This window comes from Pseudomonas sp. EL_65y_Pfl1_R83 (assembly GCF_963970695.1).
Taxonomy (GTDB): domain Bacteria; phylum Pseudomonadota; class Gammaproteobacteria; order Pseudomonadales; family Pseudomonadaceae; genus Aquipseudomonas; species Aquipseudomonas tritici.
Genome location: NZ_CAXAQI010000016.1, coordinates 87,070 through 108,531, shown reverse-complemented (window position 1 = coordinate 108,531; position 21,462 = coordinate 87,070). Strand labels below are relative to the sequence as shown.

The window sequence follows — 21,462 nt, the reverse complement described above, 5'->3', positions numbered from 1 at the left end:
GCCTTCCCATCACTAACACTGACGACAGCAAGGACAGACGATGACCTTTTTTATTTTCCTGCTGGCCTGCGCGGCGGCTGCCAGCACCGGCATCATTTTCAAACCAGGCGCCTGGTACGAATCCCTCGTAAAGCCCAGCTTCACCCCGCCAAACTGGCTGTTTCCCGTCGCCTGGACGATTATCTATCTGCTGCTGGCCTGGGCCGGCTACCGCTTGAGCCTGATCCCGGGCAGCGAAATCGTGCTGGCGTTGTGGGCGGCGCAGATTGCGCTTAACACGCTGTGGACCCCGGTATTCTTCGGCGCGCATCGGATTTTCGCCAGTATGGTGATTATCGCGTTGCTGTGGTTCACCGTGGCCGCGATGGTAGTGCTCGCCGTGCGCCTGGACCTGATCACCGGCTTGATCCTGTTCCCCTACCTGGCGTGGCTGTGTGTCGCGGCGGCGTTGAATTTCTCGATCCTACGGAATAACCGCTGATGACCCACAAGCTCTGGCACGCCAGTGAACCTGAACTGGCCGAGATGCGCCGCTTCAATCAAAAGCTCGCGTGGATGCCGCGCTTTAAAATCCGCAATCGGGTTACACCGCGTCTGATTCAGGCGCTGTTGCGCGTCAGCCAAAAGGTCAGGAAAGGGCCGGAGGCGGAGTGCAAGGTGGTCGACTCAGTGCCTGTGCGCATCCTGCGGCCGAGCGGCAAACCCAAAGGCGTGGTACTGGATATCCACGGTGGCGGCTGGGTGATTGGCAATGCGCAGATGGATGACGACCTCAATCTGGGCATGGTCAACGCGTGCGACGTGGCGGTGGTGTCGGTGGATTATCGGCTGGCGGTCGACACACCGGTCGAAGGGCTGATGGACGACTGCCTCGCGGCCGCGCGTTGGTTGCTGACCACGGATGAGTTTGCCGACTTGCCGGTGTTCGTCGTCGGCGAATCGGCGGGCGGGCATCTGGCGGCGGCGACACTGCTAGCGTTGAAACAGTGGCCCGATTTGCTCACACGGGTAAGCGGGGCGGTGTTGTACTACGGCGTTTACGATTTGACCGGCACCCCCAGCGTGCGCGCCGCGGGGCCCGAAACCTTGTTGCTGGACGGGCCTGGCATGGTCGAAGCGCTGCGCATGTTGACGCCAGGGTTGAGTGAGGGCGAGCGTCGGCAGTCGCCGTTGTCACCGCTGTATGGCGACCTCGTCGGGTTGCCGCCAGCGTTGATGTTTGTCGGGGAGTTAGACCCGTTGAAAGATGACACCTTGTTGATTGCTGAGCAGTGGCCCGGGGCTGAGGCGCATCTGTTACCGGAGTCGGCCCATGGTTTTATCCATTTTCCGGTGGTGATGGCGCAGGGTGTACTTGCCTATAGCCGCCAGTGGATCAGTCAAAGAATGGGCGGGGGAGTACTCAATCTTCCTTCGTCCGGGTAACCTTTCGCTCCCCCCATTCAAGCCAAGGAAAGCACGTGAAGGTTCTTCAAGGATTCATCGGGTTATCGGCGCTTTATTTGCTAGCCGGCTGTGAGCAAGTCACCGAGAAGACACTGCGCTTCGACGTGCCATACGGCTACTACGAGACGGCCTTGCGCCAAGATGTCACGGGCAAAGGCCAGTTGACCTGCAAGGTCGCCACCGACACCCAGGACCGTGGCGAAAAGTGGGTGCCTTCTGTCATTCTTGCGGCCGCCGAGGATGCTGCGGAAGACGATACGCTGTTCCTCTCCAGCTATACGCCCGCCGACAGCGACGAGCGGCTATTCCAGCTGCGCACTTTCAACAAGGCAAAGCCAATCATCGACACCTTCTTCCATCGAGCTCCCGACCATAACGGCGTGTACACCCTACGGCTGACCTGGCAAGCAGATGGCACTATCGGCTATCAAGTCGAAAACGGCGGCGTCTGGGAAGAGAAGAAGCTTGTCGAGAAACCAGGGTTTGCCGTACGCCACGTGAGCGTGCATGCGTCGGGGATGAAGGGCAGTGCAGTCTGTGAGTTGCGCCAGTGAGTGGTACCTGTGACTTGAGGCCGTTGAAAGGCTGATCCATTGAACTAAAAACTTGATCAATGAGTCAGGTTAATCAGCTGCTCTTCTCTCATCATGAGGACTCCACCATGCGCCAATACACGCTCAACTACCGCTTCAACGAAGAATTGCGCACCCATGTGTTCGAATTCAAGCAGCCCGAATTGCCGGTGCATGAGGCGGCGTTGCACTTGCTGCAATTGCATTTTGGCGATGCCGAGAATGGCTTGATCCTGCCCCCTGCGGATGCGACGCCGGAGGAAATTCTGGAGCAGGCGCAGGTGGTGGGCATTACGCAGATTGAGGTTGTATGAGCGAAAACCCTCGGATTCAGGCGGTCACGACTGTATTCCTGTGCTGTAGAGCCGAAGCCAGCATTGGATTTCTGGTGTTGTCGTAACCGGCGTTACTCAGTTCGGGCGCAACCGCAGTATCTGCGCGCCATCAAACGGGTCTGTCAGGTAGTGCGCCTGCACCCCAAACGTCTCCTGCAAGCGCTGCGGCGTCAGCACTTCCATCGGCTTGCCCAGCGCCACCAGCCGTCCACGATCCAGTACCGCCAGCCGATCACAGGTCAGCGCTTGATTCAGGTCATGCAGCGCAATCAATGTGGTCACCGGCAGCCCTTGCACACCCTTCAAGATCGCCAGCTGATGCTGGATATCCAAATGATTGGTCGGCTCATCCAGTAGCAGTATCTGTGGCCGTTGCGCCAATGCGCGGGCGATGTGCACGCGTTGGCGTTCACCGCCCGAGAGGCTGCGCCAGGCGCGTTTGCTCAGGTGAGTGGCGTCGACGTCATGCAAGGCCTGGTTCACGATGGCATCGTCTTCGCTGGACCACGGGCTCAGCGCCGACAACCACGGCGTACGGCCCAGCGCCACGGCGTCGAACACGCGGATGGCATCGTCCGTGTCAGCCTGTTGCTCCACCACGGCCAGTTGCTGCGCGATGGCGCGGCGGGACAGGTCGCCCAAAGGCTGGCCGCCCAACAACACTTCGCCAGATGCCGGCGCGCGCAAGCCTGCCAGCAGTTTGAGTAAGGTGGATTTACCGGAACCGTTTGGCCCGACAATTCCCAAGGTTTCACCCAACTGCACGTCCAGGTGAATATCGCGTAATAACTCAGCCTCACGCACCTTGAAGCCCAACCCCGTGCAGCTTAAAACCGTCATCGCGCGTTCCTCCGGCCAATGAGGATCAGCGCGAACACCGGCGCACCGACCAGCGCCGTGACCACGCCGACCGGAATCACCTGGCCCTTGATCAGCGTGCGCGACAGCACATCCGCTGCAATCAAAAACAGCGCGCCGCCGAGTGCGCTGGCCGGCAGCAAGCGTGAGTGCCCGGTGCCGAGCAACAGACGCACGGCGTGGGGGATCACCAGCCCGACAAAGCCGATGGCGCCGACAATCGACACCATCACAGCCGTCACCAGTGCCGCGCAGCCCACCAACACAAATTGCACGCGGCGCACGGGGATACCGAGGGACGCCGCCGAGTCACTGCCAAAGGTGAATGCATCCAGCGCCCGACGATGCCACAGGCACACCGCCAAGCCCACGACCGCCACCGGCACCGCCAACCACACCGACGGCCAGCGCACGCCGCTGAGGTTGCCCAACAGCCAGAACATGATGCCGCGCGCCTGTTCGGAGCTGGCCGACTTGGTGATCAAGAACGCGGTAAGCGCATTGAACAGCTGCGATCCGGCAATGCCGGCGAGGATGATCTGGCCGGTGCCGCTCGCCGAACCGCTGGCGCGCGCCAGCAGAATCACCAAGGCAAACGCGGCCACCGCGCCGACAAACGCACCGGCCGACAACGAGATCAGCCCGCCACCCACGCCCATCAGCGCCACCAGCACCGCGCCAGTCGAGGCGCCGGCGCTGATGCCCAGCAGGTACGGATCGGCCAACGGGTTACGCAATAACGACTGCAGAATCACCCCGCACGTCGCCAGTCCCGCACCGCACGCGGCGGCTACCAGGGCACGTGTGAGGCGGTAGTTCCACACCACGCCCTCATCGATCGGGTCCAGCGCATAGCCGGCCGCCCACAGTTTATTGGCGAGTACCTGGAGCACGACGTGCGGCGAGATGGCGGTTTCACCGATGGCCACGCCGGCGAGCACGGCGATCAGTAGCAAGGCCAGGGCCAGTAGGGTCCGGATCAGGCTGGCAGTCATTTGTGCAGGTCGTAGCCGTCGATGGCGGCCGCCAGTTGTTCAAGGCCGTCGAACGTACGAATGCTGGCCTGCAGCGCCATGGCATCGATGATGATGATGCGGTTGTTTTTCACCGCGTCCATGTTGCGCGTGACCGGGTCGCTGCGCAAAAAGGCCAGTTTCTTTTCATGGTCGTCAGCCGGGTAACGGCGCCGGTCCATGCGTGCGATGATCAAAAAGGTCGGGTTGGCCTTGACGATGGTTTCCCAGCCGACGGCGGGCCATTCTTCATCGGACTGCACCACGTTGGAAAGGCCGAGGGTTTGCAGCATGAATTCGGGAATGCCTTTGTGGCCGGCCACGTACGGCTCGCTGGCCATCTCGGAACTGGAGAACCACACCAACGCGCTGGCGTGCTTGAGGCCTTTGCTTTGCACGGTGGCGACCGACTTGGCCAAGCGCGCCTTGAGTTCGTCGTTCAATTGTTCGCCGCGATCCTGTACGTCGAAAATTTGCGCCAGCTGGCTGATGCTTTTGTAGATCGTCGCGATGCGGAAAGGCTCCAGCCGCGTGCCATCGGCGCCCACCAGGTTGTCTTTGCCTTCGCAGTCGGAGGGCAGCAGGTAGGTGGGGATCTTCAGCTCATGGAATTGCTCGCGGGTGCCGACCACGCCTTGCGGCCCGACCACCCATTCCAGCTCGGCGGCCACCAGTTGCGGGCGCTTGGCGATCACCGCTTCGAAGCTCGGCTCGTTGTTGGCCAGGCGCTCGATGCTGTCGTTCTGCGCCTTGAACTGCGGCAATACGCTGTTGAACCACAACGAAGTGCCAACCACTTTATCGCCCACGCCCAGCGCGTAAAGCATCTCGGTAGCCGCCTGGCCAATCGTCACGCTGCGCGCGGGAGCCTGCTGGAAGGTCAGGCGGCTGCCGCAGTTTTCCACGGTCAGTGGGTAGTGGGTGGGCGCGGCTTGGGCCAGGGCACAGAAGCTGACGCCGGCGAGCAGGGCGGTAACGCGTGGCAGCATGGTGCAATCTCCGAGTGAACCGTACGTCGAACTGGGGAGGTACGGTTCGGAAACACACCCTTGAGCACTGTGGTGGAGACAGGCAAGCGTGTCCTTCCCGGACACCCCGCCGGTTAGTGATTGAGCTTAAGCCGGCAGGTCTCCTGACTGATGCGTCGTCGCCACGCTCCAGCCTTCCCGGACGTGATCCAGTGGCATTAAGGAGCAGGCTCAGCACCTACAGTTGCGGGGGCAGTTCCGATTGGCGCGGGTGTAGCGCGCTTCGGATTCCCTATTAGTCCCGTTTGGGAACCGGCGCGGTATGGTAGTCGATCAAGCACCTTAGCGGGAGCTCCAAACACGCGGGTCGTGAAGACGGTGGTGGCTCTCGCGGGGGGCGTCTCTTATGATGCGCATCCATGGATAGCCCTCACACAAGGAAAACACAGTGAAATCATTAGTCGTTCTCGCCCTTATCGCCACGCTCGCCGGTTGCGCCACCCAGGGCAAATCTGAAAAGCAGATTCTTGACGAGGCCGCCACTGCGTACGTCAATTCGATGCCCGCCGGGTCGGACAAGCTCCGTTTGCACACGATGAGCATCCCCAAAACCGGTTTGTTTGGCGATACGCTGGCAATTGCCATGGCCAGTGATCAAAACGCCGCCCACCTCAGGGGCGAATTGCTGAATGCAAAACGCATGGGCGATGTGTTCTTTTTGATTATCGGCGCCAGCAGCCCGGTCGACGTTGCTGTGATCAGCAAAGCGGTCGAAGGGCAGGATTTGAACGGGATGCAGATTTACTACTCGGGCACCGATGCACAAAGAGACACAGTGCGTGCGGCCGTTGAAAAGACCCAGGCGCAATTTCATTACATTAATGCGCAATGATTGCTCGCACCTTGAGCCTTCTGGGCAAACTGGCGCTGCTGTTCAGCGTGAATGCCGATGCTGGCGACCTGCTGGCGCGCTACACAGACAAGATCGGCGCCAGGGCGAACGCTATCGCGCAGTTGGACGACGCCACCATTCTGGCTGAAGAGGCGCGGTTAGCGCCTCTGGCCAGCGACATGTTGCTCCAGGTCGGGCCGATGATCCGCAAGGGCGGTACCGGTACGGCGGTTCAGGCGTTTTTACTCGAGCAGTTCGAGCAGCAAGGCTGGTTGCCGATGATGTATGGCTATCAGGGCTACCCGGCAGCGGTGGCGGTGTCGGTGAACAACCAAGTGAGCGCCGCACCGCCGACTGACGTGCCGTTCCCCGACGCGGCGCTGGTGAAAGTGGAATTGATTGCCGCATCCGCCCGGGCCCACGTCGCCCAGGTCTGGACCTTCGCCACCCTTGATGCCACCCCGGCGCAGCACCAGTTGCTGGCCACAGCGCGGCGTGCACTGGCCAGTGGGATTGCCCAGGTGCACGGCGGTGAGCCGCTCTCGAATGTGGGGGCGGCGATTCAACAGGTGCTGGACGCGGGGCAGGCGGTCGCGGTGCACGAGTTTGCGGGCTACGCCATGGGGCAAGCACGGATTCAGAAACCGCAGGTGCTGGGTTATAAGGTCGAAGGGGACAGCCCTTTGATGCAGCCCGGGCAGGTGCTGAATGTGTATGTGATCGCCAAGGCTGGCAGCTTTGGGGTGCGGTATCGGCCGCCAGACTTTTGGAGCTTGCTCTCCAAGGACGGTGCCGATGGTGTGATGTTGTCCGCGATGGTCGAGGTGACTGCAGACGGGCATCGGCTCCTTAGCCGGATGCTGGACTGATTCGGCAAATCAACACAGATCAAAATGTGGGAGCTGGCTTGCCTGCGAAGACGGCGGTACAGGCGACAACGAGGTTGCCTGATCCAGCACCATCGCAGCATAGGTATCTACACATTTTTTGAAGGTGCAGGAGCAACCTGTAGCGAGCGGGACAAGCTCGCTCACTACAATAGTGTGTAGATACCTGTGGCTATCGCAGGCAAGCCAGCTCCCACACTTGATGTACGTCGTCCGTTCGGTCAGAGACGAATGTCTTCCGGACCTTGTATCAACGCTTCAATCCGCGTGCCGGTGGCGCGTTCTTCGTTGCTGAAGCCGTCGTAGTCGGCAAGGTTGGCAAAACGGATGCCGGTCAGCCGTTCTATCTGGATCACACTGCGTTGGTGGGTCCTGAGCTGGCCGAACACCAGCGCGAGCTGGCCCAACTCGCGGCTCTGGTCAATCATGTAGGCGCTCGCGCAAGGCTTGCCGTCGTCGCCGAGGTAGGCGACGACTTTCCAGAAGGCCTTGGGGATTTTAACGCCCCGGTACACACGGTCGTCGTCGGCAAACACCGGCCCGGTAAACACGGTGGCGCGGGCTTTCCAACGTTGGGTGTTATCGAGAATATAGTCTTCGAGTTCCAGCCAGGTCTTCTGGTTGAACCCACTCATCTGCGGCGAGCAGTTGGTGAAGTGGAATGTGTCGACGTTGGCGATTTTCGCCTCGTCGCCCCAATTGGGGTCCTGTCGGCGTACCAGGTGGCCGCGATCAAGGCCATTGCTGGCGTAGAGGTCTTCGCCCACCTGCGCGTCGATGGGCAGGCGGCCATCGTAGGCCCAAATGTCGTTTCTGCGGGCAACGTCCACATGCAGCCCCCCGTCGATATTGGCGCCCACGTAGAGCGCGAGGCGCCTTGAGCGTGACATCGTTACCGAGAAGTGCGTGTAGTCCAGGCGGTCGCCGCCCTCTTTCAGCGTCTGTACATCATCCGCAATCGCGTCCTCAACGGTGGGCCAGGGCACCACGAAGCTGCCGAGAAAATCCTCGGCGTAGCCGCTCCGGTCCTTGAAGTCCTTGGCCGCAGTGACGCGTGGCGTCGCCGCCTTGGCCTCCAGCAGAGTGGGGCTGGGTGCGAGCAGCGGGCGCAGGTCGGCGAGCCGTGGGCGGTACGAAAGGTCGATTTTGGTTTTGCGTGCGGGCATCGGTCAGTCCTCCTTGGATAAGCACGACTGCAACATAGGTTAATGACAATTGATGACACGCGTTAACCCCATGGCGCTATCCTGAATCGATACCCGGACGTTGTCACATGCCAAATGGAGCCAGCCAATGTGTGTTCGCCAGCAGCATCGCAATCCGATTTTCTGCCTGATCCCGCCCTACATGCTCGACCAGATCGCCCGCAACGGTGATAAAGCGCAGCGGGAAATCGCGTTGCGCACCCGCGCTAAAGACAGCACGTTCCGCTCGCTGCGCATGGTCGCGGTGTCCGCCAAAGGGCCCGCTCACATGGCGCTGGCCATGGCCGCAGGCAAGCGGCGCTCGATCTACAGCGCCGAGGGCACCGACAGCCTGCCGGGAACGCTGGTCCGTGGCGAAGGGCAGCCCGCCAGCGGTGATGCGGCCGTTGACGAGGCCTATGATGGCTTGGGCGCCACCTTTGATTTTTTCGAGCAGGTCTTCGACCGCAACTCCATCGATGATGCCGGCATGGCATTGGACGCGACCGTTCATTTTGGCCAGAACTACAACAATGCGTTCTGGAACTCTTCCCAGATGGTGTTTGGCGATGGCGATGAGCAGTTGTTCAATCGCTTCACAGTGGCGCTCGACGTGATTGGTCATGAGCTGGCCCATGGCGTCACCGAGGATGAGGCCAAGCTGATGTACTTCAATCAGTCCGGCGCGTTGAACGAATCGCTGTCGGACGTGTTCGGCTCACTGATCAAGCAATATGCACTGCAGCAATCGGCGCAAGACGCCGACTGGCTGATCGGCAAGGGGCTGTTTACGCCAAAGATCAAAGGCACCGCCCTGCGTTCGATGAAAGCCCCCGGCACCGCGTTTGACGACGAACTGCTGGGCAAGGACCCTCAGCCTGGGCACATGGATGATTTTGTCCAGACCTACGATGACAATGGTGGGGTGCATATCAATTCCGGCATCCCCAACCATGCGTTCTACCAAGTGGCGACGAAGTTGGGCGGGTTCGCCTGGGAGCACGCCGGGCGTATCTGGTATGACGCGTTGCGCGATGCGCGGCTGCGGCCCAACTCGGGGTTTCTGCGCTTTGCGCGCATCACCTACGATATTGCCGGTCGACTCTACGGCGCGAACAAGGATGAGCAGAAGGCGGTCAAGGAAGGTTGGAAAGCGGTCGGTATTTCGGTCTGACGTGAGGAACAACCATGCAGATTTCGATCAAGGAAAACGGCGGACCGGCATTTTTCCCCGGTTTGGCCCAGCCCCGTACGGTGAAGCTGGACGCGCTGCCTGAGCAGGATCAGCAGGAGTTGCGGCAACTGATCGCGGCTTCAGACTTTTTTCAGTTGCCGCAGAGCACCGTCCCGGAGCCCGGGAAGCCAGGCCAGGTGCATTACACCCTGACCGTGACAGAGGGCCAGCGCGAGCACACGGTGTGCGTGCTGGCGCCGGTGAAGTCCCAGGCACTGGACGGGCTGGTGCAGTGCGTACGCAGGCATATTCGGTGTTGAGGCCGCTTTAGCTCTACTGCGCAGCCCCACGGGAGCGAGCGCCCTCACCACAGGTAATGCTCGACTTATTTGCGATCCAGCCACACCGTTTGCGCGTTGCAGAATTCGCGTACGCCGAAGTGCGACAACTCGCGGCCGAACCCACTTTTTTTCACGCCGCCAAACGCCACCCGAGGGTCGGAAACGCTGAAGGCGTTGATGAAGATCCCGCCGGTTTCCAACTGGTTGGCGATATCGCGTGCCTTCGCCGTGTCGGTGGTGAAGATGCTGGCGGTGAGGCCGAACTCGCTGTCATTCGCCAGGGCCACGGCGTGGTCGGCGTCGCGGGCGGTGATGATTGAGGCCACGGGGCCGAACAGTTCCTGCTTGAATGAGGTCATCTGGTCGGTGACGTCTGCCAGTACGGTCGGTGCGTAGAAGTTGCCGGCGCCGGGTACTTTGTTGCCGCCCAGCAATAGGGTTGCGCCTTCTTCAAGGGTGGCCTGGACCTGGCCGTGCAGTTCGTCGCGCAGGTCGAAGCGCGCCATCGGGCCGATGTAGGTGGCGGCGCAAGTTGGGTCGCCCATTACCAGGGCGCGGCTGGCTTCGAGGAATTTGGCGGTGAAGGCGTCCACCACACCGGCCTCGATGATCAGGCGCTTGGCGGCGGCGCAGACTTGGCCGCTGTTCTGGAAGCGGCCGATCAGGGCGGCTTGCACGGCGGCGTCGAGGTCGGCGTCGTTGAGTACGATGAACGGGTCGGAGCCGCCGAGTTCCAGCACGCATTTTTTCAGTGCAGCGCCGGCCTGGGAGCCAATGGCGATGCCGGCACGCACGCTGCCGGTCAGGGTAACGGCGGCGATGCGTGGATCGGCGATGGCTTTGGACACGCCTTCGTTGGCCACGTTGATCACTTCGAACAGCCCTTCGGCGAAGCCAGCCTTTTTAAACGCTTGTTGGATCAGATAGGCACTGCCCATTACGTTCGGTGCGTGTTTGAGCACGTAGGTGTTGCCGGCTAGCATGGTCGGCACGGCGCCGCGCAGCACTTGCCATACTGGGAAGTTCCACGGCATTACCGCCAGGATAGGGCCGAGCGGGCGGTATTCGATCTGGGCGCTGCCGTTGTCCACCAGGGTCGGTTCCGGGGCGAGCATGGCCGGACCGTGGGCGGCGTACCATTCGCTGAGTTGCGCGCATTTTTCGATTTCGGCACGGGCTTGGGCGATGGGTTTGCCCATTTCCAGGGTGATGGTCTGGGCCATTTCTTCTGCTTGGTCACGCAGGGCGCTGGCCAGGCTCAGCAGCAACTCGGCGCGCTGGCTCACTGGCTGGCGGCGCCAGGTGCGGAACGCGTGGGTGGCGCGACCGAGGGCGGCGTCCAGTTGCTGATGGGTTTCGTAGGGATAGCTGGCGACGGTTTCGCCGTTGGCCGGGTTAATCGAGAGGGCATGGGTGGTTGCGTTCATGGCGCCGTCCTGCTGAATGAATACGTTGAGTTCAGCCTAAGGGGTTATCTCTTTTCTGGAAACTGAATAATATTGAGCAATACATTCATAATTGGAGAATGAATTGGATTTGGTGCAGCTGGAAATCTTCAAGGCCGTTGCCGAGCAGGGCAGCATCAGCGCCGCCGCGCAGTTGATTCATCGGGTGCCGTCGAACCTGACCACGCGCATCAAACAACTGGAGCAGGATCTGGGCGTGGAACTGTTTATCCGAGAGAAAAGCCGCCTGCGCCTGTCGCCGGCCGGGTGGAATTTCCTCGGCTATGCGCGGCGCATCCTCGACCTGGTGCAGGAAGCCCGCGCGACGGTGGCGGGGGAGGAGCCCCAGGGCGCGTTTGCCCTGGGCTCGCTGGAAAGCACCGCGGCGGTGCGCATACCCGCATTGCTGGCGGCCTACAACCAGAAGCACACCAAGGTCGAGTTGGACTTGAGCACCGGGCCATCGGGCACGATGATTGAAGGCGTGCTGTCGGGTCGACTGACGGCGGCGTTTGTTGATGGCCCGGTGCTGCACAGCACCCTTGAGGGCGTAGCGGTATTTGAAGAAGAGATGGTGGTGATTGCGTCGCTGCATCACGCGCCGATCACACGAGGGCAAGAGGTGAACGGCGAGAACATCTACACCTTTCGCTCGAACTGCTCGTACCGGCATCACTTTGAGCGCTGGTTCTCACAGGACGGCGCGGTACCGGGCAAGATCTTCGAGATCGAGTCCTACCACGGCATGCTTGCCTGCGTCAGCGCCGGGGCCGGGGTGGCACTGATGCCGCGCAGCATGCTGGAAAGCATGCCGGGGTTTTCGGCGGTGAGTGTGTGGCCGCTGACGGAAAATTTCCGGATCTTGCACACCTGGCTGATCTGGCGGCGGGGCACTGTCTCGCAGAGTTTGAACAGTTTTGTGAAGTTGCTGGAGGAACGCGCTCTGGTAAACCAGTAGATCGAATGTTGTATACGGCTTGCCTGCGATAGCATCAACCCGTTTTGCCTGATACGCCGAGGTGCTGGCATCGCAGGCAAGCCAGCTCCCACATCTTGATCTCTATCAGCCGCCGAATTGCAGGGTGCCCATCGCCAGTTTTGCCATTAACGCGGTGGCACCCAATTGCACCAGCCACAGTGCCAAGCCTCCGAGGAACACGCCGAGCGCTACCTGCAACACCAAGCTCTTCTGGCGCTTGGCTTGCGGCGCGCGTGGGGTGAAGTGGTCCAGCTCGTCGCGGTCGGCACGCAGGTCCAGGTCATCGTTTCTCATAAGGCTCTCACAGCAAAGGGGCAATCAGGGTTCAGTCTAGGGGAGCAGGGCATTTTCTGACAGGCATTAAAAAGGGAAGCCGTGGCTTCCCTTCTTGCGGCGCCGCCAAGTTAGAGAACCTGAACAATCGCCTTTGTGACCGCATCAATGTTCGACTGGTTCAGCGCCGCCACACAGATACGCCCGGTATCCAGTGCATAGATCCCAAACTCGGTGCGCAAGCGGGTGACTTGCTCAACGGTCAGGCCGGAGTAGGAGAACATCCCGCGCTGGCGGCCGACAAAGCTGAAGTCCTTGCCCGGAGCAGCCTTGGCCAGTTCGGCGACCATCTGCTCGCGCATGCCACGGATGCGCAGGCGCATTTCAGCCAGTTCGGCTTCCCATTGGGCGCGCAGCTCAGGGTTGTTCAACACCGCTGCAACAATTGCCGCGCCGTGGGTCGGCGGGTTGGAGTAGTTGGTGCGGATCACACGCTTGACCTGGGACAGGATGCGCGCGCTTTCTTCCTTGGAGTCGCTAACGATGGACAGCGCGCCCACACGTTCGCCGTACAGCGAGAACGACTTGGAGAACGAACTGGACACAAAGAAGGTCAGGCCCGACTCAGCGAAAAGACGTACGGCAGCGGCGTCTTCGTGGATGCCGTCGCCAAAGCCCTGGTAGGCCATGTCGAGGAACGGCACCAGGTTCTTGGCCTTGACCACATCCAGCACATTTTGCCAGTCAGCCGGGCTCAGGTCGACGCCGGTCGGGTTGTGGCAGCAGGCGTGCAGCACCACGATGGACTGTGGCGGCAGGGCGTTGAGGTCTTCGAGCAGGCCTGCACGGTTTACGTCGTGGGTGGCGGCGTCGTAGTAGCGGTAGTTCTGCACCGGGAAACCCGCGGTTTCGAACAGGGCGCGGTGGTTTTCCCAGCTTGGGTCGCTGATGGCGACAACGGCGTCTGGCAGCAGTTGCTTGAGGAAGTCGGCACCGATTTTCAGGGCGCCGGTTCCGCCAACGGCCTGGACGGTCACGACGCGACTCGCGGCCAGCAGTGGCGACTCAGCACCGAACAGCAGCGTTTGCACGGCCTTGTCATACGCCGCGATGCCGTCGATCGGCAAGTAGCCTCGGGCTGCGTGTTGCGCCACGCGAATGGCTTCCGCTTCGGCAACGGCACGCAAGAGTGGAATCTTCCCCTCTTCGTTGCAGTAAACGCCCACGCCAAGGTTGACCTTGGTGGTTCGTGTATCGGCGTTGAATGCTTCGTTGAGGCCCAGGATAGGATCGCGTGGTGCCATTTCGACAGCGGAGAACAGGCTCATTTTGCGGCAGCTCTATGGGGGAAGGGAGGGACGTGTCGCGCTCCAGCCGAATGCACTAGAGCGGTGCACAAACGGGGAGCTAGTATAGAGGCCATCACGGCTGAGGGCGACAGCCGAAACGGCTTTTCGGCCAAGTTTTTAGGTTTATTTACTGGCCGTTAGTCTTATTGCAACCGTGATCGGAAAGGTCGCGTAGGAGGATTGCCTTGAAACCCGACACATTCGCCACCACTTCTATAGCTATCATGGTTTTTTCCTACTGTCCGCTCTGAATCTTCGCGGGTTGTGGTCTATTTCGTCCTCGACGGGTTTACAGTCTGGGGTGACTACACGAGGTACTTATGTCGGATTTCCAACTCGTCACCCGCTTTGAACCCGCTGGCGATCAGCCAGAAGCCATTCGCCAGATGGTCGAGGGCATCGAAGCCGGCCTGGCCCATCAGACGCTGCTCGGGGTGACCGGTTCGGGCAAGACCTTCAGCATCGCCAACGTGATCGCGCAGATCAACCGGCCCACGCTGGTGCTGGCGCCCAACAAGACCCTGGCCGCGCAGTTGTATGGCGAGTTCAAGGCGTTCTTCCCGAATAACGCGGTGGAATACTTCGTTTCCTACTACGACTACTACCAGCCCGAAGCCTATGTGCCGTCCTCCGATACCTTTATCGAGAAGGACGCGTCGATCAACGACCACATCGAGCAGATGCGGCTGTCGGCGACCAAGGCGCTGCTCGAGCGCAAGGACGCGATCATCGTCACCACGGTGTCGTGCATCTACGGCCTGGGCAGCCCGGAAACCTATTTGAAAATGGTGCTGCACGTTGATCGCGGCGACAAACTCGACCAGCGCGAGTTGCTGCGTCGCCTGACGAGCCTGCAATACACCCGCAACGACATGGACTTTGCCCGCGCGACCTTCCGCGTGCGCGGCGATGTCATCGATATTTACCCGGCGGAATCCGATCTGGAAGCGATCCGCATCGAACTGTTTGACGATGAAGTCGAGAGCCTGTCGGCCTTCGACCCGTTGACCGGCGAGGTAATCCGCAAGCTGCCGCGCTTCACGTTCTATCCGAAAAGCCACTACGTGACCCCGCGCGAAACCCTCATGGGCGCCATCGAGGGCATCAAGACCGAGTTGGCCGAGCGCCTGGAGTACCTGCGGTCCAACAACAAACTGGTGGAAGCCCAGCGCCTGGAGCAGCGCACCCGCTTCGACCTGGAGATGATCCTGGAGCTGGGCTACTGCAACGGTATCGAAAACTACTCGCGCTATCTCTCGGGTCGTGATTCCGGGCAGGCGCCGCCTACACTATTTGATTACTTGCCGGACGACGCGCTGTTGGTGATCGACGAGTCCCACGTGAGCGTGCCGCAGGTCGGCGCGATGTACAAAGGTGACCGCTCGCGTAAAGAGACGTTGGTGGAATACGGTTTCCGTCTGCCGTCGGCGCTGGACAACCGGCCAATGCGTTTTGACGAGTTTGAAAGCATCAGCCCGCAGACGATTTTTGTCTCGGCCACGCCGGGTAATTACGAAGCCGAGCATGCGGGCCGTGTGGTTGAGCAGTTGGTGCGTCCGACGGGGCTCGTCGACCCGCAAATCGAAATCCGCCCGGCGTTGACCCAGGTCGATGACTTGCTCTCGGAGATCGGCAAACGCGTGGCCCTCGAAGAGCGGGTGCTGGTCACCACGCTGACCAAGCGCATGTCTGAAGACCTGACTGACTATCTCGCCGACCACGGCGTGCGCGTGCGCTACCTGCACTCGGACATCGATACGGTAGAGCGCGTGGAGATCATCCGCGACCTTCGCCTGGGCACCTTTGATGTGCTGGTGGGGATCAACCTGCTGCGTGAAGGTCTGGACATGCCGGAAGTGTCGCTGGTGGCGATCCTCGATGCGGACAAGGAGGGTTTCCTGCGTTCCGAACGCTCGCTGATCCAGACCATCGGCCGCGCGGCACGTAACCTCAATGGGCGGGCGATTCTCTACGCGGACCGCATTACCGGCTCCATGGAGCGGGCGATTGGCGAGACCGAGCGCCGCCGCGACAAACAGATTGCCTTTAACCTGGAACATGGCATCACGCCCAAGGGTGTGTTCAAGGACGTTGCCGACATCATGGAAGGCGCCGTGGTACCGGGCTCGCGCAGCAAGAAGCGCAAGGGCATGGCCAAGGCTGCCGAGGAAAGCGCCAAGTACGAGAACGAACTGCGCTCGCCGAGTGAAATCACCAAGCGCATTCGGCAATTGGAAGAGAAGATGTACCAGTTGGCGCGGGACTTGGAGTTTGAAGCGGCGGCGCAGATGCGCGATGAGATTGGCAAGTTGCGTGAGCGGTTGCTGGCTGTTTGATTTGCGTTGACTGACCTGGCCCCATCGCAGGCAAGCCTGCTCTCACATTTTGACCGCGTTAACAGTTCAAGGTGGGAGGCTGGCTTGCCTGCGATGGGGGCGACGCGGTCCATCAGAGTCACCCAGGCTGGAGCCCAACCACCCCAGGCTGTTACCATTCCTCCCTTGTTTCAATTTTCAGCTTTATCGCCCATTCGAGACCTGCCATGACCACCGTCCGCACGCGCATTGCGCCATCGCCTACTGGGGATCCCCACGTCGGCACTGCTTACATCGCCTTGTTCAACTACTGCTTTGCCAAGCAGCACGGCGGTGAATTCATCCTGCGGATCGAAGACACCGACCAACTGCGCTCTACCCGTGAGTCGGAACAGCAGATTTTCGATGCCCTGCGCTGGTTGGGCATTACCTGGGCGGAAGGCCCGGACGTCGGCGGCCCGCATGGTCCTTATCGCCAAAGCGAGCGCAGTGACATCTACAAGCAGTACACCCAGCAATTGGTCGACATGGGTCATGCATTCCCGTGCTTCTGCACCGCAGAAGAGCTGGACCAGATGCGCGCCGAGCAACAGGCCCGTGGCGAAACCCCGCGCTACGATGGCCGTGCGCTGCTGCTGTCGAAAGAAGAAGTCGCCCGCCGCCTGGCCGCTGGCGAACCGCACGTTATCCGCATGAAAGTGCCGAGTGAAGGCGTGTGTGTGGTGCCGGACATGCTGCGCGGTGACGTCGAAATCCCGTGGGACCGCATGGACATGCAAGTGCTGATGAAGACCGACGGCCTGCCGACGTACTTCCTCGCAAACGTGGTCGACGACCACCTGATGGGCATCACTCACGTGCTACGCGGTGAAGAATGGCTGCCGTCGGCACCGAAACTGATCCTGCTCTACGAGTACTTCGGCTGGGAACAGCCGCAGCTGTGCTACATGCCGCTGTTGCGTAACCCGGACAAGAGCAAGCTGTCCAAGCGCAAGAACCCGACCTCGGTGACCTTCTACGAGCGCATGGGCTTCATGCCGGAAGCGATGCTCAACTATTTGGGCCGCATGGGCTGGTCGATGCCGGACGAGCGCGAGAAGTTTTCGCTGCAGGAAATGGTCGACAACTTCGACCTGTCCCGCGTGTCCCTGGGCGGGCCGATCTTCGATATCGAGAAACTGTCGTGGCTCAATGGCCAATGGCTGCGTGACCTGCCGGTGGAAGCGTTCGCCAGCCGAGTGCAGCAGTGGGCGTTGAACCCTGAGTACATGATGAAGATCGCGCCGCTGGTGCAGGGCAGGGTGGAAACATTCAGCCAGGTCGCACCGTTGGCCAGCTTCTTCTTTGCCGGTGGCGTGAACCCGGACCCCAAGCTGTTTGAGTCCAAGAAACTCTCCGGTGATCAGGTTCGCCAGTTGATGCAGTTGATCCTGTGGAAGCTCGAAAGCCTGCGTCAGTGGGAGAAGGATGCGATCACCGCGACGATCCAGGCGGTGGTTGAGTCCCTGGAATTGAAGCTGCGCGATGCCATGCCTTTGATGTTTGCCGCGATCACCGGGCAGGCCAGTTCGGTGTCGGTGCTGGATGCCATGGAAATTCTCGGCCCGGACCTGACGCGTTTCCGTCTGCGCCAAGCCCTTGATTTGCTTGGTGGTGTATCAAAGAAAGAAAACAAAGAGTGGGAAAAACTGCTGGCTGCTATCGCCTAAGCAGGCTGCTGTAACGGTGAAACCCCGGTTTTCCGGGGTTTCACCGGTAAGTGATTGTTATCCCGGCAAAAAACTTTAGAAATTGTTGAAAATAAATTTGACACACTTCTAAAGCGCCATTAAGATTCGCCCCGTCCTCACCGATGAGGGGCTATAGCTCAGCTGGGAGAGCGCTTGCATGGCATGCAAGAGGTCAACGGTTCGATCCCGTTTAGCTCCACCAATTTACAGGTTCAAGGTCTGGCCACACCGTCCTTGAATTGATGTGCAGAAGGTTTTGTCCCCTTCGTCTAGTGGCCTAGGACACCGCCCTTTCACGGCGGTAACAGGGGTTCGAGTCCCCTAGGGGACGCCAGTTTAAACAAGCATTTCGAAAGGTATGCTGCGTCGCGAGACGAAAAATCCGGGGCTATAGCTCAGCTGGGAGAGCGCTTGCATGGCATGCAAGAGGTCAACGGTTCGATCCCGTTTAGCTCCACCAATTTTACAGGTTCAAGGTTGCGGTCACTCGGTCCTTGAATCGATCAGTTCTCAGCGCTGATCAATGTATAGAAGGTTTGTGTCCCCTTCGTCTAGTGGCCTAGGACACCGCCCTTTCACGGCGGTAACAGGGGTTCGAGTCCCCTAGGGGACGCCACGATTACCCGCTCTGCGGGATTTTTAAGGGTCATTCAATTATTGAATGGCCCTTTTGTTTGTCTGGCGTTTGGCCGATCTCTCTCTCAACTCCCTTTTTCTCTTCTGACCAATGGTCATGCCTGTCGCTTGCCAAATATTATTATGGTAATAATATTCAACTCATGAACATCGGAGGCAATGATGAGCGATAAAAAAGCGCAAACCCGCGAACGCATTCTGCAGGCTGCCAGCGCCGCGTTGATCCAGCGTGGCCCGGTAGAGCCAAGTGTGGGGGAGGTCATGGGCGCCGCGGGGCTGACCGTCGGTGGTTTCTACGCGCACTTCGAAAGCAAGGACGCGCTGATGCTGGAGGCCTTTACTCAGTTGCTGTCCAAGCGTCGCGCCTCGATTGACGACATCGATCCACAGCTGACCGGAGAAGAGCGCAGAAGCCTGGTGGCGGCGTTCTACTTGTCGCGCAAGCACCGTGACTCAACGGCCCAGGCATGCCCGATCCCGGCCACTGTGGGCGAAATGAGCCGTCTGCCGGATGAGTTCCGCCAGGCACTCAATGAGCACTGCGAGCTGATGGCTGCGCAGCTCTCCGCCAGCCCTGAAGACACTGACAAAGCCCTGGCTGACATGGCGCTGATGATCGGTGGCTTGGCCCTGGCCCGCGCGCTGGGTCCTGGTCAATTGTCTGACCGTGTGCTGCGTGCCGCCAAGTCGGCGGTGCGCTAGAAGAGGGCTCTCATGATGGGCACGCTAACCTGGATTCGGCGCTTCAACGGTACGTTGGGGCACCTGGCTCCGCAAATGGTGGCCAACAAGATGCGTCGTGCCTTCATGACGCCGCGTCATCTACCTCCGCGCGATTGGGAGCTGCCGCTGTTGGCGCAGTCGGAGCGCATCACCTTGCGTTTCGGTTTGTCTGCCTTGCGTTGGGGGCAGGGGCCTGCGGTGCTGTTGATGCACGGCTGGGAAGGGCGGCCCACCCAGTTCGCGAGCCTGATCAGTGCGTTGGTCGACAATGGTTATTCGGTGATTGCCCTGGACGGTCCCGCCCATGGCCGTTCGCCGGGGCGTGAAGCCCATGTGCTGCTCTTTGCTCGCGCCATGCTTGAGGCGGCGGCGGAGTTGCCGCCGCTGCATGCCGTGATCGGCCATTCAATGGGCGGTGCCAGTGCGATGCTGGCAGTGCAGTTAGGCTTGCGTACCGAGGCGTTGGTGAGTATTGCCGCGCCGTCACGCTTTCTGGATGCGCTACGCGACTTTACCAGGAGGGTCGGTTTGCCAGCGCGGGCACGGTCGGCGTTTATCCAGGAGGTCGAGTTGACGTTCGGCATGCCGCTCAAACACTTGGATGTGGCCCACTACCAGATGAATATCCCCGGCCTGATCGTGCACGCCGAAGACGATACGTTCGTCCCGGTCAAGGCGTCGCAAGCCATTCACGAAGCCTGGTTCGACAGCCGCCTGCTGCGGCTGGAGCAGGGCGGTCACCAGAAAGTGTTGGCCGATCCACGGGTGATCGACGGTGTGCTGGCATTGCTGGCCGGCCGCTGTCTACAGGAGCGGCAAAGCGCCTGATACACTCCTCCCGCCGACATTAATCGACTGGAGCAAGGCATGGGCTGGGATTTGGTAACGCCGTTTATCATCGATCTGCAGGTCGCCGCTGAAGACATCGACGGCCTGGGACACGCCAATAACGCGGTGTATGTGTCTTGGCTGGAGCGCTGCGCCTGGCGCCATTCCCAGCGCCTGGGGCTGGACCTTACCGAATATCGTCGACTGGACCGCGCCATGGCCGTGGTGCGGCACGAGATCGACTATCTGGCCGCAGGCTACGAAGGCGATGAGCTGCAACTGGCCACCTGGATCGTCGACTGGGACCAGCGCCTGAAGATGACCCGGCGCTTCCAACTGGTACGCCCGCGTGACGGCGTCACCTTGCTACGCGCACACACTACCTTTGTCTGCATTGAGCTCTCCACTGGCAAGCCCAAGCGCATGCCCGCGGAGTTTCTCGACGGTTATGGCCCCGCCCTGACAGGGGGTTAACGGTTGCTGTGGGAAACCCAGTAAACTGCGCCACGATTTTTGTTGAGTGTTTTCCATGCAAATTGCTTTGGCGCCCATGGAGGGGTTGGTCGACAACATCCTGCGGGACGTGCTGACCCGCGTCGGCGGTATTGACTGGTGTGTGACCGAGTTCATCCGCGTCAATGACCGCCTGCTCACCCCTGCGTATTTCCACAAGCTCGCCCCGGAACTACTGCATGGTGCCCACACCGCCGCTGGCGTACCGCTGCGCGTGCAATTGCTCGGCTCCGACCCGGTGTGCCTGGCCGAAAATGCGGCCTTGGCCTGCGAATTGGGTTCGCAGGTCATCGACCTGAATTTCGGCTGCCCCGCCAAGACTGTCAACAAGTCCCGTGGCGGTGCGGTGCTGCTCAAGGAGCCGGAGCTGCTCAACCGGATCGTCGAGCACGTCCGGCGCGCTGTACCGGCCCACATCCCGGTGACCGCCAAGATGCGCTTGGGTTTCGATAGCCCGGACGGCGCCCTGGTCTGCGCCACCGCCTTGGCCGAAGGCGGCACGGCGCATATCGTCGTGCATGCGCGCACCAAGACCGATGGCTATAAGCCGCCGGCCCATTGGGAATGGATCCCGCGGGTACAGGATGTGGTCAAGGTCCCGGTGTTCGCCAATGGCGACATCTGGAGTGTCGACGACTGGAAGCGTTGCCGCGAAATCAGCGGCGCCGAAGACATCATGCTGGGCCGCGGCCTGGTCGCGCGTCCTGACCTGGCACGGCAGATCGCCGCGGCGCGGGCGGGCGAGGAAGTGGTTGAGATGACCTGGGCAGACATGCAGCCCATGCTCCAAGACTTCTGGACCCAGTCAGTGGCGCAACTGACCGAGCGCCAAGCGCCGGGGCGTTTGAAGCAATGGCTGGCGATGCTCACCCGCAATTACCCTGAAGCGGTGGAGTTGTTTACGCTGATGCGTAGGGAGACCGATCTGGAGCAGGTCGGACGTTTGCTGGGTATGCCCAGCCAGCGTGAGCGGTCGAGGGTGTTGCAAGATTAGCTTTACA

The 21,462-nt window shown here is 60.7% G+C and carries 22 protein-coding genes, 4 tRNA genes and 1 riboswitch; of the genes, 19 read left to right on the top strand and 7 right to left on the bottom strand.

Annotation, left to right across the window (positions count from 1 at the left end):
* Positions 1-40 precede the first annotated feature (40 nt).
* The 4 genes from tspO to AACY08_RS21495 all read left to right on the top strand — a co-directional run bounded on the left by tspO (position 41) and on the right by AACY08_RS21495 (position 2,332).
* A complete protein-coding gene (tspO, locus tag AACY08_RS21510) occupies positions 41-481 on the top strand; it encodes a tryptophan-rich sensory protein TspO (protein ID WP_339471313.1) in 441 nt (146 codons plus the stop codon).
* Complete coding sequence (locus AACY08_RS21505; RefSeq protein WP_339471312.1) at positions 481-1,425, top strand: alpha/beta hydrolase fold domain-containing protein; 945 nt, start codon at positions 481-483, stop codon at positions 1,423-1,425. The genes tspO and AACY08_RS21505 overlap by 1 nt, the downstream gene beginning before the upstream one ends.
* Before the next feature lie 35 nt (positions 1,426-1,460).
* Positions 1,461-2,000, top strand: a complete 540-nt coding sequence (locus tag AACY08_RS21500) for a hypothetical protein (protein WP_339471311.1) — start codon at positions 1,461-1,463, stop codon at positions 1,998-2,000.
* Positions 2,001-2,107: 107 nt separating this feature from the next.
* Positions 2,108-2,332, top strand: coding sequence for a hypothetical protein (locus AACY08_RS21495; protein ID WP_065874145.1), 225 nt, complete (start codon positions 2,108-2,110; stop codon positions 2,330-2,332).
* A 96-nt stretch (positions 2,333-2,428) separates the two neighbouring features.
* Here the strand turns inward: AACY08_RS21495 and AACY08_RS21490 are convergent, their stop codons facing one another.
* From AACY08_RS21490 to AACY08_RS21480, 3 genes are read right to left on the bottom strand one after another with little or no spacing between them, the layout of a single operon-like run.
* Entirely contained in the window at positions 2,429-3,193 is a 765-nt protein-coding gene (locus AACY08_RS21490; RefSeq protein WP_339471310.1) for an ABC transporter ATP-binding protein, read from the bottom strand.
* On the bottom strand, positions 3,190-4,194 hold the full coding sequence (locus tag AACY08_RS21485; protein WP_339471361.1) for a FecCD family ABC transporter permease: 1,005 nt from the start codon (positions 4,192-4,194) through the stop codon (positions 3,190-3,192). The genes AACY08_RS21490 and AACY08_RS21485 overlap by 4 nt, the downstream gene beginning before the upstream one ends.
* Before the next feature lie 8 nt (positions 4,195-4,202).
* On the bottom strand, positions 4,203-5,213 hold the full coding sequence (locus tag AACY08_RS21480; protein WP_339471309.1) for an ABC transporter substrate-binding protein: 1,011 nt from the start codon (positions 5,211-5,213) through the stop codon (positions 4,203-4,205).
* A gap of 116 nt (positions 5,214-5,329) precedes the next feature.
* A riboswitch (cobalamin riboswitch) is annotated at positions 5,330-5,524 on the bottom strand.
* A 116-nt stretch (positions 5,525-5,640) separates the two neighbouring features.
* On the opposite strand from AACY08_RS21480, the gene AACY08_RS21475 reads away from it, so the two are divergent.
* Together AACY08_RS21475 and AACY08_RS21470 are read left to right on the top strand one after the other, a co-directional pair.
* The gene (locus AACY08_RS21475; RefSeq protein ID WP_339471308.1) at positions 5,641-6,084 is read left to right on the top strand and encodes a hypothetical protein; all 444 of its coding nucleotides are present in this window, start codon (positions 5,641-5,643) and stop codon (positions 6,082-6,084) included.
* Between the two features lie 11 nt (positions 6,085-6,095).
* Complete coding sequence (locus AACY08_RS21470; RefSeq protein WP_445262038.1) at positions 6,096-6,953, top strand: M24 family metallopeptidase; 858 nt, start codon at positions 6,096-6,098, stop codon at positions 6,951-6,953.
* A gap of 239 nt (positions 6,954-7,192) precedes the next feature.
* Here the strand turns inward: AACY08_RS21470 and AACY08_RS21465 are convergent, their stop codons facing one another.
* Positions 7,193-8,137: a DNA/RNA non-specific endonuclease gene (locus AACY08_RS21465; protein WP_339471307.1), complete on the bottom strand. Its 945-nt coding sequence runs from the start codon at positions 8,135-8,137 to the stop codon at positions 7,193-7,195.
* Positions 8,138-8,264: 127 nt separating this feature from the next.
* Here AACY08_RS21465 and AACY08_RS21460 point away from each other — a divergent pair, with 127 nt between their 5' ends.
* Both AACY08_RS21460 and AACY08_RS21455 read left to right on the top strand, forming a co-directional pair.
* Complete coding sequence (locus AACY08_RS21460; protein WP_339471305.1) at positions 8,265-9,329, top strand: M4 family metallopeptidase; 1,065 nt, start codon at positions 8,265-8,267, stop codon at positions 9,327-9,329.
* Positions 9,330-9,343: 14 nt separating this feature from the next.
* A complete protein-coding gene (locus AACY08_RS21455; RefSeq protein WP_339416362.1) occupies positions 9,344-9,649 on the top strand; it encodes a protealysin inhibitor emfourin in 306 nt (101 codons plus the stop codon).
* A 65-nt stretch (positions 9,650-9,714) separates the two neighbouring features.
* On the opposite strand, the gene AACY08_RS21450 is transcribed toward AACY08_RS21455, so the two are convergent.
* Complete coding sequence (locus tag AACY08_RS21450; protein ID WP_339471304.1) at positions 9,715-11,097, bottom strand: aldehyde dehydrogenase family protein; 1,383 nt, start codon at positions 11,095-11,097, stop codon at positions 9,715-9,717.
* Positions 11,098-11,200: 103 nt separating this feature from the next.
* Here AACY08_RS21450 and ptrR point away from each other — a divergent pair, with 103 nt between their 5' ends.
* Positions 11,201-12,073 (top strand): putrescine utilization regulator PtrR, encoded by an 873-nt coding sequence (gene ptrR, locus AACY08_RS21445; RefSeq protein WP_339471303.1) that lies wholly within the window; start codon positions 11,201-11,203, stop codon positions 12,071-12,073.
* Between the two features lie 105 nt (positions 12,074-12,178).
* Here the strand turns inward: ptrR and AACY08_RS21440 are convergent, their stop codons facing one another.
* Together AACY08_RS21440 and AACY08_RS21435 are read right to left on the bottom strand one after the other, a co-directional pair.
* Positions 12,179-12,388 carry a hypothetical protein gene (locus tag AACY08_RS21440; protein ID WP_038442076.1) on the bottom strand — a complete coding sequence of 70 codons (210 nt, stop codon included), beginning with the start codon at positions 12,386-12,388 and terminating at the stop codon, positions 12,179-12,181.
* A 110-nt stretch (positions 12,389-12,498) separates the two neighbouring features.
* Entirely contained in the window at positions 12,499-13,695 is a 1,197-nt protein-coding gene (locus tag AACY08_RS21435) for an amino acid aminotransferase (RefSeq protein ID WP_339416357.1), read from the bottom strand.
* 341 nt (positions 13,696-14,036) lie between these two features.
* On the opposite strand from AACY08_RS21435, the gene uvrB reads away from it, so the two are divergent.
* The 10 genes from uvrB (at position 14,037) to AACY08_RS21385 (ending at position 21,455) form a co-directional block, all read left to right on the top strand.
* On the top strand, positions 14,037-16,052 hold the full coding sequence (gene uvrB, locus AACY08_RS21430) for an excinuclease ABC subunit UvrB (protein WP_065880879.1): 2,016 nt from the start codon (positions 14,037-14,039) through the stop codon (positions 16,050-16,052).
* A 206-nt stretch (positions 16,053-16,258) separates the two neighbouring features.
* The gene (gltX, locus tag AACY08_RS21425) at positions 16,259-17,740 is read left to right on the top strand and encodes a glutamate--tRNA ligase (protein WP_339471302.1); all 1,482 of its coding nucleotides are present in this window, start codon (positions 16,259-16,261) and stop codon (positions 17,738-17,740) included.
* A 147-nt stretch (positions 17,741-17,887) separates the two neighbouring features.
* Positions 17,888-17,963, top strand: a tRNA-Ala gene (locus AACY08_RS21420).
* Positions 17,964-18,019: 56 nt separating this feature from the next.
* Positions 18,020-18,095: transfer RNA gene (locus AACY08_RS21415), tRNA-Glu, on the top strand.
* A gap of 50 nt (positions 18,096-18,145) precedes the next feature.
* Positions 18,146-18,221 (top strand) — tRNA-Ala (locus tag AACY08_RS21410).
* Positions 18,222-18,301: 80 nt separating this feature from the next.
* A tRNA-Glu gene (locus AACY08_RS21405) sits at positions 18,302-18,377 on the top strand.
* A 182-nt stretch (positions 18,378-18,559) separates the two neighbouring features.
* The gene (locus AACY08_RS21400; RefSeq protein WP_339471301.1) at positions 18,560-19,099 is read left to right on the top strand and encodes a TetR/AcrR family transcriptional regulator; all 540 of its coding nucleotides are present in this window, start codon (positions 18,560-18,562) and stop codon (positions 19,097-19,099) included.
* Between the two features lie 15 nt (positions 19,100-19,114).
* Positions 19,115-19,948: an alpha/beta hydrolase gene (locus AACY08_RS21395; RefSeq protein ID WP_339471358.1), complete on the top strand. Its 834-nt coding sequence runs from the start codon at positions 19,115-19,117 to the stop codon at positions 19,946-19,948.
* A 39-nt stretch (positions 19,949-19,987) separates the two neighbouring features.
* Positions 19,988-20,422: an acyl-CoA thioesterase gene (locus tag AACY08_RS21390; protein ID WP_339471299.1), complete on the top strand. Its 435-nt coding sequence runs from the start codon at positions 19,988-19,990 to the stop codon at positions 20,420-20,422.
* Positions 20,423-20,477: 55 nt separating this feature from the next.
* Positions 20,478-21,455 (top strand): tRNA dihydrouridine synthase, encoded by a 978-nt coding sequence (locus AACY08_RS21385; RefSeq protein WP_339471298.1) that lies wholly within the window; start codon positions 20,478-20,480, stop codon positions 21,453-21,455.
* Positions 21,456-21,462: the final 7 nt, after the last annotated feature.

What these genes read in the sequence shown, in the direction of transcription:
- tspO (WP_339471313.1), top strand. Translation starts at nt 41, where the DNA reads ATGACCTTTTTTATTTTCCTGCTGGCCTGCGCGGCGGCTGCCAGCACC.
- AACY08_RS21390 (WP_339471299.1), top strand. Translation starts at nt 19,988, where the DNA reads ATGGGCTGGGATTTGGTAACGCCGTTTATCATCGATCTGCAGGTCGCC.
- AACY08_RS21490 (WP_339471310.1), bottom strand. Translation starts at nt 3,193, where the DNA reads ATGACGGTTTTAAGCTGCACGGGGTTGGGCTTCAAGGTGCGTGAGGCT.
- AACY08_RS21440 (WP_038442076.1), bottom strand. Translation starts at nt 12,388, where the DNA reads ATGAGAAACGATGACCTGGACCTGCGTGCCGACCGCGACGAGCTGGAC.
- AACY08_RS21385 (WP_339471298.1), top strand. Translation starts at nt 20,478, where the DNA reads ATGCAAATTGCTTTGGCGCCCATGGAGGGGTTGGTCGACAACATCCTG.
- AACY08_RS21480 (WP_339471309.1), bottom strand. Translation starts at nt 5,213, where the DNA reads ATGCTGCCACGCGTTACCGCCCTGCTCGCCGGCGTCAGCTTCTGTGCC.
- AACY08_RS21435 (WP_339416357.1), bottom strand. Translation starts at nt 13,695, where the DNA reads ATGAGCCTGTTCTCCGCTGTCGAAATGGCACCACGCGATCCTATCCTG.
- AACY08_RS21395 (WP_339471358.1), top strand. Translation starts at nt 19,115, where the DNA reads ATGGGCACGCTAACCTGGATTCGGCGCTTCAACGGTACGTTGGGGCAC.
- AACY08_RS21455 (WP_339416362.1), top strand. Translation starts at nt 9,344, where the DNA reads ATGCAGATTTCGATCAAGGAAAACGGCGGACCGGCATTTTTCCCCGGT.
- AACY08_RS21400 (WP_339471301.1), top strand. Translation starts at nt 18,560, where the DNA reads ATGAGCGATAAAAAAGCGCAAACCCGCGAACGCATTCTGCAGGCTGCC.
- AACY08_RS21465 (WP_339471307.1), bottom strand. Translation starts at nt 8,137, where the DNA reads ATGCCCGCACGCAAAACCAAAATCGACCTTTCGTACCGCCCACGGCTC.
- AACY08_RS21460 (WP_339471305.1), top strand. Translation starts at nt 8,265, where the DNA reads ATGTGTGTTCGCCAGCAGCATCGCAATCCGATTTTCTGCCTGATCCCG.
- AACY08_RS21495 (WP_065874145.1), top strand. Translation starts at nt 2,108, where the DNA reads ATGCGCCAATACACGCTCAACTACCGCTTCAACGAAGAATTGCGCACC.
- gltX (WP_339471302.1), top strand. Translation starts at nt 16,259, where the DNA reads ATGACCACCGTCCGCACGCGCATTGCGCCATCGCCTACTGGGGATCCC.
- AACY08_RS21450 (WP_339471304.1), bottom strand. Translation starts at nt 11,097, where the DNA reads ATGAACGCAACCACCCATGCCCTCTCGATTAACCCGGCCAACGGCGAA.
- uvrB (WP_065880879.1), top strand. Translation starts at nt 14,037, where the DNA reads ATGTCGGATTTCCAACTCGTCACCCGCTTTGAACCCGCTGGCGATCAG.
- AACY08_RS21505 (WP_339471312.1), top strand. Translation starts at nt 481, where the DNA reads ATGACCCACAAGCTCTGGCACGCCAGTGAACCTGAACTGGCCGAGATG.